18 protein-coding genes and 1 riboswitch are annotated in these 15,018 nt (G+C 36.5%); of the genes, 17 read left to right on the top strand and 1 reads right to left on the bottom strand.

What is annotated here, in order from left to right; translation table 11 throughout:
• The first annotated feature begins 13 nt into the window (after window positions 1–13).
• The 4 genes from sufB to JEM45_RS04920 all read left to right on the top strand — a co-directional run bounded on the left by sufB (window position 14) and on the right by JEM45_RS04920 (window position 4,092).
• Window positions 14–1,411, top strand: a complete 1,398-nt coding sequence (sufB, locus tag JEM45_RS04935; protein ID WP_026867351.1) for a Fe-S cluster assembly protein SufB — start codon at window positions 14–16, stop codon at window positions 1,409–1,411.
• 124 nt (window positions 1,412–1,535) lie between these two features.
• Complete coding sequence (locus JEM45_RS04930; protein WP_026867352.1) at window positions 1,536–2,957, top strand: YfcC family protein; 1,422 nt, start codon at window positions 1,536–1,538, stop codon at window positions 2,955–2,957.
• 125 nt (window positions 2,958–3,082) lie between these two features.
• Window positions 3,083–3,478, top strand: coding sequence for a hypothetical protein (locus tag JEM45_RS04925; protein ID WP_198687921.1), 396 nt, complete (start codon window positions 3,083–3,085; stop codon window positions 3,476–3,478).
• A gap of 65 nt (window positions 3,479–3,543) precedes the next feature.
• Window positions 3,544–4,092: a thioredoxin family protein gene (locus JEM45_RS04920; protein WP_051220560.1), complete on the top strand. Its 549-nt coding sequence runs from the start codon at window positions 3,544–3,546 to the stop codon at window positions 4,090–4,092.
• 43 nt (window positions 4,093–4,135) lie between these two features.
• Here JEM45_RS04920 and JEM45_RS04915 read toward each other — a convergent pair whose 3' ends face one another.
• On the bottom strand, window positions 4,136–5,038 hold the full coding sequence (locus tag JEM45_RS04915) for a DMT family transporter (RefSeq protein ID WP_035857145.1): 903 nt from the start codon (window positions 5,036–5,038) through the stop codon (window positions 4,136–4,138).
• A gap of 51 nt (window positions 5,039–5,089) precedes the next feature.
• Here JEM45_RS04915 and JEM45_RS04910 point away from each other — a divergent pair, with 51 nt between their 5' ends.
• The 13 genes from JEM45_RS04910 to JEM45_RS04850 all read left to right on the top strand — a co-directional run bounded on the left by JEM45_RS04910 (window position 5,090) and on the right by JEM45_RS04850 (window position 15,009).
• Window positions 5,090–5,938, top strand: a complete 849-nt coding sequence (locus JEM45_RS04910; RefSeq protein ID WP_026867354.1) for a DUF72 domain-containing protein — start codon at window positions 5,090–5,092, stop codon at window positions 5,936–5,938.
• Between the two features lie 13 nt (window positions 5,939–5,951).
• Entirely contained in the window at window positions 5,952–6,779 is an 828-nt protein-coding gene (locus tag JEM45_RS04905) for a sulfite exporter TauE/SafE family protein (protein ID WP_026867355.1), read from the top strand.
• Between the two features lie 12 nt (window positions 6,780–6,791).
• On the top strand, window positions 6,792–8,111 hold the full coding sequence (locus JEM45_RS04900; RefSeq protein ID WP_198687920.1) for a bifunctional metallophosphatase/5'-nucleotidase: 1,320 nt from the start codon (window positions 6,792–6,794) through the stop codon (window positions 8,109–8,111).
• A 41-nt stretch (window positions 8,112–8,152) separates the two neighbouring features.
• Window positions 8,153–8,316, top strand: a riboswitch (Lysine riboswitch).
• Between the two features lie 71 nt (window positions 8,317–8,387).
• On the top strand, window positions 8,388–9,971 hold the full coding sequence (locus JEM45_RS04895) for a Na+/H+ antiporter NhaC family protein (RefSeq protein WP_026867357.1): 1,584 nt from the start codon (window positions 8,388–8,390) through the stop codon (window positions 9,969–9,971).
• A 49-nt stretch (window positions 9,972–10,020) separates the two neighbouring features.
• Window positions 10,021–10,344 (top strand): YutD family protein, encoded by a 324-nt coding sequence (locus JEM45_RS04890; RefSeq protein WP_026867358.1) that lies wholly within the window; start codon window positions 10,021–10,023, stop codon window positions 10,342–10,344.
• Window positions 10,345–10,404: 60 nt separating this feature from the next.
• The gene (locus JEM45_RS04885; RefSeq protein ID WP_026867359.1) at window positions 10,405–10,830 is read left to right on the top strand and encodes a DUF86 domain-containing protein; all 426 of its coding nucleotides are present in this window, start codon (window positions 10,405–10,407) and stop codon (window positions 10,828–10,830) included.
• 7 nt (window positions 10,831–10,837) lie between these two features.
• Window positions 10,838–11,578, top strand: coding sequence for a TIGR01457 family HAD-type hydrolase (locus tag JEM45_RS04880; protein ID WP_235678929.1), 741 nt, complete (start codon window positions 10,838–10,840; stop codon window positions 11,576–11,578).
• An 89-nt stretch (window positions 11,579–11,667) separates the two neighbouring features.
• The gene (locus tag JEM45_RS04875; protein WP_026867361.1) at window positions 11,668–12,198 is read left to right on the top strand and encodes a biotin transporter BioY; all 531 of its coding nucleotides are present in this window, start codon (window positions 11,668–11,670) and stop codon (window positions 12,196–12,198) included.
• Between the two features lie 103 nt (window positions 12,199–12,301).
• Window positions 12,302–12,544 carry a NifU family protein gene (locus JEM45_RS04870; protein ID WP_135096050.1) on the top strand — a complete coding sequence of 81 codons (243 nt, stop codon included), beginning with the start codon at window positions 12,302–12,304 and terminating at the stop codon, window positions 12,542–12,544.
• A 57-nt stretch (window positions 12,545–12,601) separates the two neighbouring features.
• The gene (locus tag JEM45_RS04865) at window positions 12,602–12,841 is read left to right on the top strand and encodes a DUF1450 domain-containing protein (protein WP_026867363.1); all 240 of its coding nucleotides are present in this window, start codon (window positions 12,602–12,604) and stop codon (window positions 12,839–12,841) included.
• A 91-nt stretch (window positions 12,842–12,932) separates the two neighbouring features.
• Complete coding sequence (locus tag JEM45_RS04860; protein ID WP_198687919.1) at window positions 12,933–13,292, top strand: HesB/IscA family protein; 360 nt, start codon at window positions 12,933–12,935, stop codon at window positions 13,290–13,292.
• A 115-nt stretch (window positions 13,293–13,407) separates the two neighbouring features.
• Complete coding sequence (locus JEM45_RS04855; RefSeq protein ID WP_026867365.1) at window positions 13,408–14,619, top strand: NAD(P)/FAD-dependent oxidoreductase; 1,212 nt, start codon at window positions 13,408–13,410, stop codon at window positions 14,617–14,619.
• Window positions 14,620–14,685: 66 nt separating this feature from the next.
• The gene (locus tag JEM45_RS04850; protein WP_035857152.1) at window positions 14,686–15,009 is read left to right on the top strand and encodes a YuiB family protein; all 324 of its coding nucleotides are present in this window, start codon (window positions 14,686–14,688) and stop codon (window positions 15,007–15,009) included.
• Window positions 15,010–15,018: the final 9 nt, after the last annotated feature.

Genomic DNA, 15,018 nt, shown 5'->3' with positions numbered 1-15,018 from the left:
GGAGTGATCATATATGGTCAAAGAAGCATTGGATATTGGCGATTACAAATATGGTTTCCACGATAAAGACGTCTCAATCTTCCGTTCCGATAGAGGATTAACAGAAGAGATTGTCAGAGAAATCTCTAAGATGAAAGAAGAGCCTGAATGGATGCTCGAATTCCGTCTTAAGGCACTTAAACACTTCTATAAACGCCCTATGCCTATGTGGGGTGGGGATTTATCAGAATTGAACTTTGATGATATTACTTACTATGTAAAACCATCAGAGCAAACTGAACGTTCTTGGGACGAAGTACCTGATGAAATCAAGCGTACCTTTGATAAATTAGGTATTCCTGAAGCAGAACAAAAATACCTCGCAGGTGTTTCTGCACAGTATGAATCAGAAGTTGTATACCACAACATGGAACAAGATCTAGAAGAAAAAGGTGTAATCTTTAAAGATACTGACTCTGCACTAAGAGAAAATGAGGAGTTATTCAAAGAGTATTTCTCTACTGTAGTGCCGATTACAGACAATAAATTTGCTGCTTTAAACTCAGCTGTATGGTCTGGTGGATCATTCATTTACTGCCCACCAGGTGTTAAATTAGATACACCGTTACAAGCATACTTCCGTATTAACTCTGAGAACATGGGTCAATTCGAACGTACACTAATTATCTGTGATGAAGGTTCAAGTGTTCACTATGTAGAGGGTTGTACGGCACCTGTTTATACAACGAATTCACTACACTCAGCTGTCGTAGAAATCATTGTTAAACGTGATGCATACTGCCGTTATACAACAATCCAAAACTGGGCAAATAATGTATATAACCTAGTAACTAAACGTACTTTTGTTGATGAAAATGGTACGATGGAATGGATTGACGGTAACATTGGTTCTAAGATTACGATGAAATATCCTTCAATCTACCTAAGAGGTGAAGGATCTCGTGGTATGACGCTTTCTATCGCACTTGCTGGTAAAGGTCAACTTCAAGATGCTGGTGCTAAAATGATTCACTTAGCGCCGAACACATCTTCTACAATCGTTTCTAAATCGATAGCTAAAGGTGGCGGTAAAGTATCTTACCGTGGTCAAGTAAGATTTGGTAGAAAAGCACATGGTGCGCGTTCAAACATCGAATGTGATACGTTAATTATGGATAATGAATCAACTTCAGATACGATTCCATATAATGAAATCTTAAATGACAATATCTCATTAGAACACGAAGCGAAAGTTTCTAAAGTATCAGAAGAGCAATTGTTCTATCTAATGAGTCGTGGTTTAGGTGAAGAAGAAGCGACAGAAATGATCGTTATGGGCTTCATCGAACCATTCACTAAAGAACTTCCAATGGAATATGCCGTTGAGATGAACCGCCTAATCTCTTATGAGATGGAAGGTTCAATCGGTTAATCTATAAAATTTTTAAGGACTTAGAAATCAACTTGATTTCTAAGTCTTTTTTTATTTTTCTATAAATGTGTATTATTTGTGAATGAGGGTATTAGAACTAATATACATTTAGGGGTGGTTTTTAGTGAAGGAAGAAACAAATCAAACAAAGGGAAGTAATAAAGATTTTTCGAGTAAGTTTCCTCATACCTATGCGATATTACTTGCTATAGTCATTATCGGTGCTGCATTGTCCTACGTAATTCCAGCAGGGGAATACGACCGTGTAGAAGTTGATGACCGTGTAGAAGTTGTCAGTGATAGTTATCATGCTGTGGAGCAAAGTCCAGTTTCCTTGATGGATTTATTTATGGCGATACCGAATGGTTTGATGGAAGCATCAAGCATTGTATTTTATATCTTTTTAATTGGTGGCGCTTTTGGAGTTATACGTTCTACAGGAGCGATTGAAGCAATCATTCAAAAAGTAATGAGAAATGTTGGTAATAATGAAGTGCTTTTAATACCTGTTGTCATGTTCATCTTTTCTGTACTAGGATTTACAACCGGTATGTCCGAAGAAGCAATTATTTTTGTACCCATCGGTATCATGTTAGCTGTAGCACTCGGTTATGATGCTATGGTCGGGACTGCAATGGTTACCTTAGGAGCCGCATCAGGTTTTATAGGAGGGATGTTTAATCCATTTACTGTTGGTGTCGCCCATGGTATTGCGGAGTTACCAATATTCTCGGGATGGGGCTTTAGAACTGTTGTTTATATTATTGTTTTAGCGGCTGGAATTTTGTATGTAATGCGCTATGCTAAGAAAGTTAAAAATGATCCAACTAAAAGCCTTGTTTACAACGAAGGACAAGAAGGGCAGCTCAATTTCACCGATGCGGATATGGAAAAATTTGAAATGTCAAAGAGACATATCGTTATCGTTGTGTTATTCGCTTTGACAATTGCGATTAATGTTTATGGAATCTTTCAGTACGACTGGTTCTTAACAGAGCTTGCTGCAAACTTCTTTGTAGTAGGTATAATCATTGGTTTTGTTGGTGGATTAAAACTTAATGACATTTTTGATTCTTTCATAGATGGTATGAAAATCGTAGTTTATGGAGCCATCATTGTTGGTTTCGCTAGAGCGATACTCGTAGTCCTTGAATCAGGACTAATTATAGATACGATTATTTATAGTATGAGCTCTGTATTGGACCTTATACCAAACTCTCTTACCGCAGTCGGTATGCTGATCGTACAAGTGTTTATAAATTTCTTTATTCCATCAGGATCAGGTCAAGCTATGACAACAATGCCTGTTATGGTACCGATCTCTGATTTACAAGAGATACCTAGACAAGTAGCTGTACTGGCATATCAGTACGGTGATGCAATTACAAATAGTATCATCCCAACATCTGCATCTCTTATGGGTGTCCTAGCTGTCGCAGGTATACCATATATTAAATGGGTCAAATTTATTTGGAAGTTAACATTGATATGGTTAGTTATCGCAGCAATTGCTTTAGTGGTAGCAACTTTAATTCACTTGCAATAATAATGTTTGAAACTCAGACTTTAGTTTGAGTTTCTTTTTTTGCTTTAAAAAATATACAGAAAATTTTCACAATTATATTTAGGTGATATGATGAGAATAAATACAAATATAAGGGGGAGTTTTACATGGGTCAGACTTGGCTTAAGTTAGCTGTGTTGTATTTGCTTATCGGGATATCAGTTGGTTTGTTTATGTCGTATGCGATTCAATTAAACTGGGCGGCAGGCCATGCACACACGAATGTTGTTGGTTGGTTAACGACGCTTGGTATAGGTGCGGTTTTATGTATATACCCACACTTGGCCAAAAATAAGTTAGGAATAGCAACGTTTTGGTTATACCATATTGGTGTACCTCTATTTATCTTTAGTACTTTTTATGTACAAGTGAATCCAGGGGTTGCACATATATTGACTTTTATAGGTGGACCAATGTTTCTAATTGCTATTATCTTATTCGGGATTAATTTATTCTTAAATTTAAAGGAATCAAATACTTCAAACTATGAACAAAAAGTATAATATTTGGCGGAACTCTAATGTGCCTTTATAATGGAAGTAATCACTAAATGAAGGCGGGAAGTTAAATGGTTAACTTAAAAGCATATTATGATTCAGGTCTTACAATGGATGCATATCGTCAGACTCTATCAGATTTAAAAACCGGTTTCGATAAAATTTACAATGAACACGAAGTTCAACAGGATTCAGATTTTGAACGCTTAAAAGAGAGGGGCAGAAAATTATTGGTCATTGCTGAACCTTGGTGTGCACATTGCATGTTAAACCTTGCAATCTTATTTAAATTGTCAGAAGCAGCGGAAACGGATGTTAGAGTTGTCTTAAGAGATGAAAATTTAGAATTAATGGATGAATATTTAACTAATGGTAATAGAGTCATTCCTAAGGTTATTGCACTCAACAATTCAAATGAAGAAGTAGCAGTTTGGGGACCAAAAGCACCGATGACTGACTTAATCCAAAAAGACTTAATGAAAGACATGCCAGAAAAAAACACACCTGAATATAAGGCGGCCTTTGAAGGTGTTAAAAAAGAGATGAGAGAAAAATTCTCTACATCACCAGTACTGTGGCAAGCAGTGGAGACTGATTTAAAACAAGTCTTAAGTTCATAATAAATAGACTTAGAAATCTCTATGATTTCTAAGTCTATTTTTATTAGGCCTTCTGTTTTCTTGTACTGATAAAAATTCCAACTGCTAGAATTATAATGATTCCGATTGTTTGGTAAATACCTAAGCTCACATTTAAAAGTAATACTGATGTAATCACTGCAGATACAGGCTCTAGTAAACCTAGTATACCTGTCTCTGTAGAGCTTAAATATTTTGTACTTGTGATATATAAGAAAAAGGCGAGTGTTGTACCGAGTAAAATGGATAGCACCAAAATAAGAATTTGGGTAAAGGTCCAATCAAATTGATATTCAAATTCCCAAATCGGATGAATAAAATTCATTAGTATACCACCGACTAGCATTGACCCACCTACAAGTTGAAGTGGGTGTAAGTATTGCATTAATACTGGTGCATGAATGGTGTAGTAAGCAAGTGCGATACCAGATAAGAGACCGAATGCCAAAGCAAGTGGTGGTACTGATAGGCTTTCAATGTTGCCATTTGTAGCAATTAAAAATACACCTATGATCATCGCAAGTATTATTATCGCTTCAAATTTAGTCCATGGTCTATATTTCTTAAAGATGGCGTAAAGGATAATATATATTGGCCCCGTACACTGTAAGACAGTTGCTACGGCAGCATTTCCATAACCGATGGCAGCCATAAATGTATATTGAACCATAGTCATTCCGAAAATCGAGTAGATTAAAAACATTAGAGTAGTATGTTTTGTCCAAACAGTACGATGTCTTTTTCTAAAAAATAAGGTGTATATGGACAGTAAAATCACACCGCTAATTAATAATCTCGCAGTGACATACCAAGAGACATTAGTCGGTGTATGCGTAAATATGTAATCTGATGCAGTACCCCCAATTCCCCATAAAGAGGCACCGATTATAACAAAAATTAAACCTTTGATATGATTTTCATTTTTCATGGTTGGCATACCTCCTTTATTAAATGTGGTAAAATGAAGTAAGGTGATTGAATGATTTTTATAGGACTGACAGGCTGGGGTGACCATGATTCACTATATACAGAACTGTCAAACAAAAAAGATAAATTGATGACTTATGCTTCACATTTTCCAATTGTAGAACTCGATGCTACATATTATGCCATACAAAGAACATCTACAATAGAAAAATGGTGTCAGGAGACACCAGAGTCATTTAAATTTGTTGTTAAGGCACATCAATTTATGACAGGGCATAGTGATTATCGTGATTACTATGATTCAATTAAAGATGTCTTTATAGCATTTAAAGATATGTTAAAACCAATGCAAGAAAGAAATAAACTCGCTTTTGTCTTACTACAATTTCCACCGTGGTTTGATTGTACAAGTAAAAATATAAGATATGTAAAATTTGCAACAGAATTATTAAAACCATACAAAATTGCAGTAGAATTTCGTAACCAAACATGGTTTCAAGATGAGTATAAAGAAGAAACGCTTAGTTTTTTACATGACTCAGAATTGATTCACAGTATTTGTGACGAACCCAATGCTGGTATCGGGTCAATACCATTTGTTAACAGAGTCACTGATGATATTGCCTTTATTAGACTACATGGTCGTAACGTACATGGTTGGACCCAGCAAAATCGAACTTCTGATGAGTGGCGTGAGGTACGTTATCTATATGATTATAACAAAGATGAGCTCGCTTGGTTGAAAAGACAAGTGGATATTCTAAAACATAAAACGAAACATATATATATCGTCTTTAATAATAATTCCGGTGGCCATGCTGCAGGAAATGCCAAGACTTTTATAGATTTAATGGATATTGAATATAGCGGGCTATTTCCTAAACAATTGAAACTATTCTAAGGGGCTGGACGACATGATTACAGTTGTCATTATACTGATGTTAATCGGGTTACTCTCTTCTATTTTAGGATCACTCGTCGGTATTGGCGGGGGTGTTATTGTTGTGCCTGCACTAATGTATTTCGGACTATCTTTAGGGCTCTTACCTGCGATAACACCTCAAACAGCTGTCGGTACATCTAGTATGCTATTAATTTTCACAGGCTTAAGTGCGATGTGGTCGTATGCAAAAAACAATCAAGTTGATAGACAAAATGGTACGCTATTTTTAATCGGACTAATTCCTGGAGCCTTCACAGGTTCTTATGCGAGTAGTCTTTTTACAGTGGATAGTTTCAATTTATACTTTGGTGTCTTCCTAATTTTTGTTTCAATTTTGTTGGTCGTTAGAAACAAGATTAAACCATTAAAAATATTTCAAAATCCTAAATATATGAAGCCTCATAGAGACAATATGGGGAATGTCTATCACTATGGTTTCCCACCGTATCTGGCTATTGCAATTACGTTTCTAGTTGGTTTTGTAACGGGGCTCTTCGGTATTGGTGGTGGCGTACTGATGACGCCGCTCATGTTGATGGTCTTTCGTATGCCACCGACTATTGCCATTGGTACAAGTATGATGATGGTCTTCTTTTCTGGCTTATCCTCTGCCTCAGGTCATATACTACAAGGGAATGTCGTCTTTATGTATATACTCTTACTTGTGCCTGCTGCTATTTTAGGTGCGAATATAGGTGTTAAGATTAATCAGAAATTCAACTCAAACAGTCTCGTTATCATCTTACGTTCTGTTCTATTCCTACTGGGTATATATTTAATTTCTCAAACTTTTTTCTAAGGAGTGTATAGTATGGAAGTGAAGATTTATCACACAAATGATATTCACAGTGCGTTAGATAACTATGTGAAATTTACTAGTTTTCTTAACGATAAAAGACACCAATACAGAGATAACATGGTATATGTGGACATTGGTGATCATGTTGACCGCTCACATCCATACACTGAGGCAACGCTCGGTAAAGGAAATATTGAACTATTAAACGAAGCGACATGCGATGTTGCGACGATAGGGAATAATGAAGGTATTACCCTTACAAAAGAACAATTGAAACACCTTTATGATGATGCGAACTTTGATGTTATTTGTACAAACTTAAGAGAGGTTGGTGCGGATAATCCATTTTTTAAACCCTACACTATTAAGGAAGTGAAGGGTGTTAAGATTGGTTTTATAGCGGCGACTGTTGAATTTACCCCATTTTACTTAGCCTTAGACTGGGAAGTTGCAGATGCATTCTCATGGGTTGAAAAATATTTAGCTGAACTTCGGGGTAAGGTGGATGTCATTGTTATGCTAAGCCATCTTGGTATGTATGATGATGAAAATTTAGCGAACCGCTTTCCAGAGATTGATTTGATTTTATCTTCACACACACATCACCACTTTGATTATGGCGAGCGCATTAATGGCGTACTCTTAGCTGCCGCTGGTCGATACGGTGAGTATATTGGAGAAGTGACCTTGAACTTTCAAGGTAAAAAATTGATCGGTAAAAATGCAAAATTGATTGAGGCCGACTTCCTTGCACCTAAAGAAAACAATTATTATCAACTCGGTAAAGAAATGCTGAGTAATACAGTGATTAAAAGTGACGCCTATCCGATTGAAAGACGACTGTATTCTGCCTCTCGTTTTGCATCCTTACTAGCTTATATGATACGAGATTTTACAGACAGTGATGTAGGTCTTATTCATACTGGTCTAGTGGCTAGTCCGTTTGAAGGTGGAGAATTGACAGAGTATGCTTTACACAAAGTATTACCACACGCGATTAATGCTGTGAAAATCGAGTTGACAGGACGAGAAATGAAAGAAGTTTTTACAGAAGCAAATCGTCATGAGTATAAGGATGAGATTGTCAGGGGCCTCGGTTTTAGAGGTGATATATTTGGTGCCTTTGTCATGGATAATATATCGTACGTTCAATCTGAGAGAGAGTATTACATCGGCAATGAATTAATTGATGATGGACGTACATATTCACTTGGTACTTTAGATATGTATACATTCGGTCGTATTTTCCCACAGTTTAGATATTCAAAAAAAGATTATATGATGCCAGATTTACTCCGCGACATTATCAAGAACTATTTAAAATGCTTATAGTCATTTATAAAAGCTTGTGTTATAATGAAAAACAATTGAATAAAAAAAGTAGAGGTTGCGTTTTTTATCAGTAAATATTCTAGCAGGCATGCGATTAGGAATATCGAAAGGGAAAGACGCCGAAGAATAAGACCGGCGGGTACTTATTCTGGGTCTTAGTTTAAGAGACTAAGGACTGTCAGTTATATGATGCGCTACAGTACATTGGAATCATAAATGCGTACATAATAGCGTGTTTATGGTTTTTTTATTTGAAATTTTTAGGAGGAAATACATATGGAATCTTTTTTAAGTTGGGAATACATGCCCTTGGTCCCACCTTTACTCACACTGATCTTAGTTATTATAACTAGAAAAGTCAGTATCAGTTTAGGTGCCGGAATTGTGACTGCTGCTTTCGTTATTGCTGGTGGGCACTTTGGTGAGTTCTTCCAAATTTTAATCGACTCATTTTTAGCAATATTTATTGAAGATGGTGGTTTAAACACATGGAACGCCTTCATCTTAATCTTTTTAACATTACTTGGTATTATGACTGCATTTATGAACATGTCAGGCGGTGCAAAAGCCTTTACGGAATGGGCCTTAACGAAAGTTAAAACTAGACGTGGAGCGGGTCTTATTACCGGACTTTTAGGCGTTATTATTTTTATAGATGATTACTTTAGTTCTTTAATTGTTGGTCAAGTTGCCAAACCCATCACGGACAAATTTAAAATTTCTAGAGCAAAGCTTGCATACTTGGTTGATACAACAGCTTCTCCAGTATCTATAATGGTTCCAATTTCAAGTTGGGGTGCGGGTATTATGGGTATGACAGCTCCATTGTTAGTCAGTGCTGGTCTAGAACATATTTCTCCTTTCCAAAGCTTTATATATATGGTGCCAATGAACTTCTATGTCATTGCTGCAATGGCAATTATGCTTTTCGTTATTATTTTTAAGTTCGATATTGGACCGATGAGAAAACAAGAAGACTTAGCCATTAACGAAGGTATTTTAAGGGATAAGGTACCTGATATGGCAACTGAAGAAGACGACCTCCCAGTTCATGAAGGCTCCAGTGCTAAAGCATTAACAGTACCAATCATCGGTTTAGCAATAACTGTTATTGCAAGCATGTTCATCTCTGGGGGGATTGCGGCTGGTTCTTGGACCTTAATCGATATGTTGGAGAATATGATGATTACCCACTCATTAGTAATTGGTGGTCTTGTAGGGCTAGCTTTAGCTCTAGTTTACTATATTGGACATACAAAGAACGATGATAACTTTGGATTTAAACAAGTACTTTTAGGAATTAAAACAGGGTTCCTTGCAATGTTTCCAGCAATGTTAGTCTTAACTTTCGCTTGGATGATTGGTGGTTTAATTACTGAACTCGGAACAGGTGATGTGCTCGGAGGTATGGTTGAAAGTTCTAACCTGCCCGTTTCACTTGTTCCTGCCGTCATTTTTATTGTTGCATGTATTATGGCTATGGCAACGGGAACAAGCTGGGGTTCATTCGGTATATTAATTCCAATTGCAGGCGAAATTATGATTTCATTAAATGCAACTGATTTATTATTACCATCAATTGCAGCTGTACTAGCTGGTGCGGTATTTGGTGATCACTGTTCACCAATTTCTGATACGACAATTCTATCAGCAACTGGCTCCGGGGCGGACTATATCGTTCACGTAATGACCCAGTTACCTTATGCCATTTTATCAGCTGTTATCGGGCTAGTTGCCTTTGTTGTACTCGGGACAACACTTAGTGTTGGTCTAGCACTACTAAGTTTACTTGCATGTTTAATCGTCGTATTTATTGTTGTAAAATTCATCTACAGACCTGTATCTAAAGAAACCACATAAGAAATAACTGTGGTAAAATAGAGTTATTATAGGTAAAGGATGTGTCAATGTGATTACCATTGGTCATATGAACTTTGAACTCGTGGAAAATTACCGCGATGCATTTGATGAAGAGGTCTTTGTTGAAAAGTATAGTGAACTACTAAATAAATATGACTATATCGTCGGCGATATTGGTTATGAAAAATTAAGGCTTGCTGGTTTTTATCGATCTTCTAAACGTAAAATAGAGCCGGATAAAAGAGCAGACACAATCCAAGAATATTTAAATGAATACTGCAACTTTGGATGTGCTTACTTTATTTTAAGAAAAGTAACTAAGGCAGAATTGAAGACACAGAATGAAGAAAATGGTGAAGAAGCGGAGGTGTAAACCTTAGCTTCTTCTTTTTCTATGATATGATTAATACGAATAGATTAGATGAGGTGACTTATGTATTTTGTAGATAAAACGTTATTAAATAAGCGTTTAGCTTATATTGAAGAGATGTCGAAATTAGTAGACACAGACGACAAACTTGCCTTGGAACGCACGTGTCAGATGTTGATTGAAGCGACTGTTGATGTCGGGAATATGATCATTGATGCTTTTATCTTAAGAGATCCTGGTAGCTATCAGGATGTTATTGACATAATGGAACAAGAGAAAGTCATCGATAGTAATGATGCATTGAAATTTAAAAATACCTTAAAATGGCGTACAGAGTTAACTAGAAATTATACGGATATTGACCATCAAAGTATGAAACTTGATTTCCTTGATAACATTGATGCCTACAAAAATTTTAAGGCAAGTTTTGAACACTTCAGAAAAACTGATCCTCAAGCTGTAACAGCTTTTTCGACAGATGATGTATAAGGGTTATTTGATTGATCTTGATGGAACGATGTTTAATGGAGACGAGGTCATTGATGGTGCAAGGGAATTTATAGATCGTTTGAATGAAGAAAAACTGCCTTACTTATTCTTAACAAATAATGCGACGAGAAGTAAAAATGAATTGCAAGAAAAATTTGATGTTCTGGGTTTTAAAACCTCTACGCATCATATTTATACTTCTGCTATGGCGATGGCGAAATATATAGAGGAACATTATAAAGCACCTAAGGTATTTGTCATTGGTACAGATAGCTTTAAAGCTACACTAGAAGAAGTTGCAGAGCTGACAGATGAAGCAGTCGATGTGGTTGTAATGGGCCTTGATCCAACGATTACATACGACAAGATTATTCAAGCATGCAGGTTAATTCAAAATGGTGCTAAATTTTTAGCGACGAATCCTGACCAGAAAATCAAGAGCCATTTTGGATTTTCACCTGGTAATGGTGCCTTTGTGAAACTAGTCAGTGATGTAACAGGTGTAGACCCAACGATTATCGGTAAACCTGAAAAATTTATTTTAGAAGGTGCCTTGGTTCAACTCAAACTTAATAAAAAAGATGTCGCGATGATTGGGGATAATTATGATACCGACATTTTGACAGGTATCAATGGCGGGGTAGATACGATTCATGTGAACACAGGTGTCCATAGTACAAAAGATGTTAAATCACGTAATAAAGTTCCGACACATCTAATAGATAATTTAAGTGAATGGCAGTTATAAACGCTAATGTTAACCTTTAAAATTAAGGGTTGACATTAGCGTTTTTTTCTGATAAACTAACTCTATCGATATAGGTGGAGGAAAATAGAATGAAGACAAAACAACTTGTTCAGGCTGCTCTATTTGTTGGCCTCATTGCAATTGCTGCACAAATTAAAATACCCCTTGGCCCAGTGCCTTTTACTTTACAGTTGCCTATGGTGATACTTTGTGGCTTATTGTTGGGCACAAAAACAGGCGTCGTTAGTTTGATTATATATACATTAATTGGTCTACTTGGTGTACCTGTTTTTGCGGGAGCTGCAGGTTTAGGCGCCTTTGTTTCACCAACATTTGGATTTATTTTAGGGTATATACCCGCAGTGTTAATTTTTGGACTGGCTAAAGAAAAATCATTTATAACTATGTTTATGTGGACGCTTTTAGGGATGGCAGTAGTCTTCTTATTTGGTACATCTTACTTTGCTTTTGTTATGGGTGTCGTTCTAAATACACCGATGGCATTTCTTGAAATTCTTTTCGTTACGGTGATTCCTTTCCTAATTAAGGACATTGCCCTAGCGATTGTAACAGTCGCCTTAGCGCGGACATTAGAAAATCGAGGCTTAAGACTTGCATAGTAAGATAAAAAATTCAGACTTTCAATTGATGGATTTTTATGAGTAAATCCCTTATAATAGTTGCTAGTAGGAGAGGCTTATTAATTGATTGGAGTGAACTTATATGGCAGTCAGTCAAGATACTATGTACGAACAAGTCGAAGAGGTACTGAATAAATTGCGTCCATTTCTACTTCGTGACGGCGGAGACGTTGAACTCGTTGATGTAGAAGATGGTATTGTTAAGCTTAGATTGCTTGGTGCATGTGGGACATGCCCTAGCTCAACGATTACTCTAAAAGCGGGTATCGAACGTGCGTTACTTGAAGAAGTACCAGGCTTTGTAGAGATCGAACAAGTATTTTAACTTGCAACTGGAGACGCTCGTGTCTCCAGTTTTTTTATTGTATGGTGAGGTGTTTTTATGTTTACAATAGCAGAATTTTGTAATGCAAATATGCAAAAAGGAACTGAGGATGTTTATCGTGCTTTAGACCAGGATCTTGCAATTGATGTGGTGGATTATGAGTGCACAAACAATTGCGGCTTATGTTCTAAGACATTCTTTGTTTTGATAGATGGAGAGATTGTCTCTGCTAAAACTAAAGAGCAGTTGTTAGAAAAGGCATATAAAAGAATAGAGAAGAATAATAGAGATCTATAATTATAAACGGTTGATTGGTGTAGCTAAAATGACTGTAGTATAATTAAATTATAAAAACTTGTGGTAATAGTATTTAAAGAGGAGTGATTTTATGTCCACAGTAACATTGACTGAGAGTGCGGCATATGAAGTTAAAGATATGCTAGAAGCTAATGATATGGCTGACGGCTACCTCCGTTTTAAAGTACAGGGTGGTGGTTGTACAGGGCTTACTTATGGAATGGCTGCTGAAACGAATATAGGAGAAAGAGATGAAGTATACGAATACTACGGTGTGAAAATGCTTGTAGATAAATTCGATTTACCTGTTGTAGATGGTACCGTAATCGACTTTAAACAATCGTTAGTCGGCGGCGGATTTACGATTGAAAATCCAAATGCGAGCTTGTCTTGTGGCTGCGGATCTTCCTTTAGAACGAAGACGAATGCGGGTGCGCCAGCAGACTGCTAAAATCAAGGAAAACGCTTGAATTATTGCGGTATAGTGCTAATATTGTAACTGGTATGCATGATATATATAAATAATTCTTGCACAACAAATTACGCTTGTAGGAAGGAAAATAAAAATGAGTTTTGAAAGAAAAAAAATTCTCGTACTTGGTGCGGGCTACGCTGGATTATCAACTGTAACTAAACTACAAAAACTACTCAGTGTACAAGAAGCTGATATCACATTAATCAACAAAAATGAATATCATTATGAATCAACTTGGTTGCATGAAACAGCAGCGGGATCAATGAACTGGGAAGACGGAGTTTATCCGATTGCTAAAGTTGTTGATAATATGAAAGTACGTTTTGTGCCTGCAGAAGTGACTAAGATTGATCGTGATAACAAAGTTGTTCAAACGAACCAAGGTGAATTTGACTTTGATATTTTAGTTGTATCACTTGGCTTTGAAAGTGAGTCATTTGGTATTGAAGGCATGGATGAATATGCTGAAACTATCGTCAGTCCTCAATCTGCAGTAAAAGCTCGTGAAGAAATTGAGAAAAACTTCATCAACTATAAGACGAGTCAAGATAAGAGAGACCTCGCTATCTTAGTGGGTGGTGCTGGATTTACTGGCGTTGAATTCTTAGGTGAACTTGTCGAAACTCTACCTGAATTATGTAAAGCACACGGTATAGATTACAATGATGTCAAGATTACTTGTGTTGAGGCAATGCCTACAATGTTACCAATGTTCTCTGATGAGTTAACTCAGCACGCAGTTGACTTCTTAGAAAAACGTGGTGTTGAATTCATGCTTGGTACAGCGATTGTTGCTGCTAATGATAAAGGTTTTGTTGTTAAAGTGAATGATCAAGAACAGCAAATTGAAGCTTCAAGCGTAATCTGGACTGCAGGTGTACGTGGTTCTAAATTAATGGAAGAATCGTTTGAAGGTGTGAAACGTGGAAGAATTGTAGTTAATAACGATTTAACTATAGATGGATATGACAATATTTATGCAATCGGTGACGTTGCAGCGGTAATGAACGGCACAGGTAAGGATGCACGTCCTTACCCAACAACAGCTCAAATCGCAATGCAATTAGGTGAACACACTGCTAAGAACATTAAATTGAGTTTAGATGGTGATAAGAAAGAACCGTTTGTATACGATGACAAAGGTACTGTATGTTCTTTAGGTTCTAAAGATGGTATCGGTGTTGTTATGGGTAAAGAAATTAAAGGTAAACCAGCTGCTTTCATGAAGAAAGTCATCGACACACGTGCAGTGTTCAAAATCGGTGGCCTTGCACTGGCTGCGACTAAAGGTAAATTCATGTAAGTTAAAAGTTAGCATTATGCATGGGTATATATAATGCCCATGCTTATTTTTTTGGAGGAAACATATATGGCAATGAATGTCGTTCAGTTATTTATATCTGTATTACTATATTTCGTTTTATTTTACGGAATTAGTTTTATACTGAACATGATTTTAAAAATGACATGGATTATGGCGGTTGTTTATCCTGTAATTGTTCTTTGGATTATAGGTAGAGTTTCATTATTTGATTACATAAGTAGTCCGGGAGAATCGTTTAATACGCTTTGGAGTAATATTATTGGCATCTCTATTTACGATATCATCATCTTAGGTTCAGGCTTAATCGGCATCATACTTGCAGGGATGACGATTCGTTATTTAAGAAAAGCAGGTTATCAAATGTTCTAGGGGGATCTT

The sequence above is a fragment of the Jeotgalicoccus sp. ATCC 8456 genome, assembly GCF_016313225.1.
GTDB classification, from domain to species: domain Bacteria; phylum Bacillota; class Bacilli; order Staphylococcales; family Salinicoccaceae; genus Jeotgalicoccus; species Jeotgalicoccus marinus.
The sequence above is the reverse complement of the archived record's forward strand: the minus strand, read 5'-3'. Positions and strand labels throughout refer to the sequence as shown.

Excerpts from the sequence above, each read along its gene's own strand:
- JEM45_RS04925 (WP_198687921.1), top strand. The coding sequence starts at position 3,083 with ATGGGTCAGACTTGGCTTAAGTTAGCTGTGTTGTATTTGCTTATCGGG.
- JEM45_RS04885 (WP_026867359.1), top strand. The coding sequence starts at position 10,405 with ATGTATTTTGTAGATAAAACGTTATTAAATAAGCGTTTAGCTTATATT.
- JEM45_RS04910 (WP_026867354.1), top strand. The coding sequence starts at position 5,090 with ATGATTTTTATAGGACTGACAGGCTGGGGTGACCATGATTCACTATAT.
- sufB (WP_026867351.1), top strand. The coding sequence starts at position 14 with ATGGTCAAAGAAGCATTGGATATTGGCGATTACAAATATGGTTTCCAC.
- JEM45_RS04905 (WP_026867355.1), top strand. The coding sequence starts at position 5,952 with ATGATTACAGTTGTCATTATACTGATGTTAATCGGGTTACTCTCTTCT.
- JEM45_RS04920 (WP_051220560.1), top strand. The coding sequence starts at position 3,544 with ATGGTTAACTTAAAAGCATATTATGATTCAGGTCTTACAATGGATGCA.
- JEM45_RS04855 (WP_026867365.1), top strand. The coding sequence starts at position 13,408 with ATGAGTTTTGAAAGAAAAAAAATTCTCGTACTTGGTGCGGGCTACGCT.
- JEM45_RS04895 (WP_026867357.1), top strand. The coding sequence starts at position 8,388 with ATGGAATCTTTTTTAAGTTGGGAATACATGCCCTTGGTCCCACCTTTA.
- JEM45_RS04870 (WP_135096050.1), top strand. The coding sequence starts at position 12,302 with ATGGCAGTCAGTCAAGATACTATGTACGAACAAGTCGAAGAGGTACTG.
- JEM45_RS04875 (WP_026867361.1), top strand. The coding sequence starts at position 11,668 with ATGAAGACAAAACAACTTGTTCAGGCTGCTCTATTTGTTGGCCTCATT.
- JEM45_RS04850 (WP_035857152.1), top strand. The coding sequence starts at position 14,686 with ATGGCAATGAATGTCGTTCAGTTATTTATATCTGTATTACTATATTTC.
- JEM45_RS04860 (WP_198687919.1), top strand. The coding sequence starts at position 12,933 with ATGTCCACAGTAACATTGACTGAGAGTGCGGCATATGAAGTTAAAGAT.
- JEM45_RS04915 (WP_035857145.1), bottom strand. The coding sequence starts at position 5,038 with ATGAAAAATGAAAATCATATCAAAGGTTTAATTTTTGTTATAATCGGT.
- JEM45_RS04900 (WP_198687920.1), top strand. The coding sequence starts at position 6,792 with ATGGAAGTGAAGATTTATCACACAAATGATATTCACAGTGCGTTAGAT.
- JEM45_RS04865 (WP_026867363.1), top strand. The coding sequence starts at position 12,602 with ATGTTTACAATAGCAGAATTTTGTAATGCAAATATGCAAAAAGGAACT.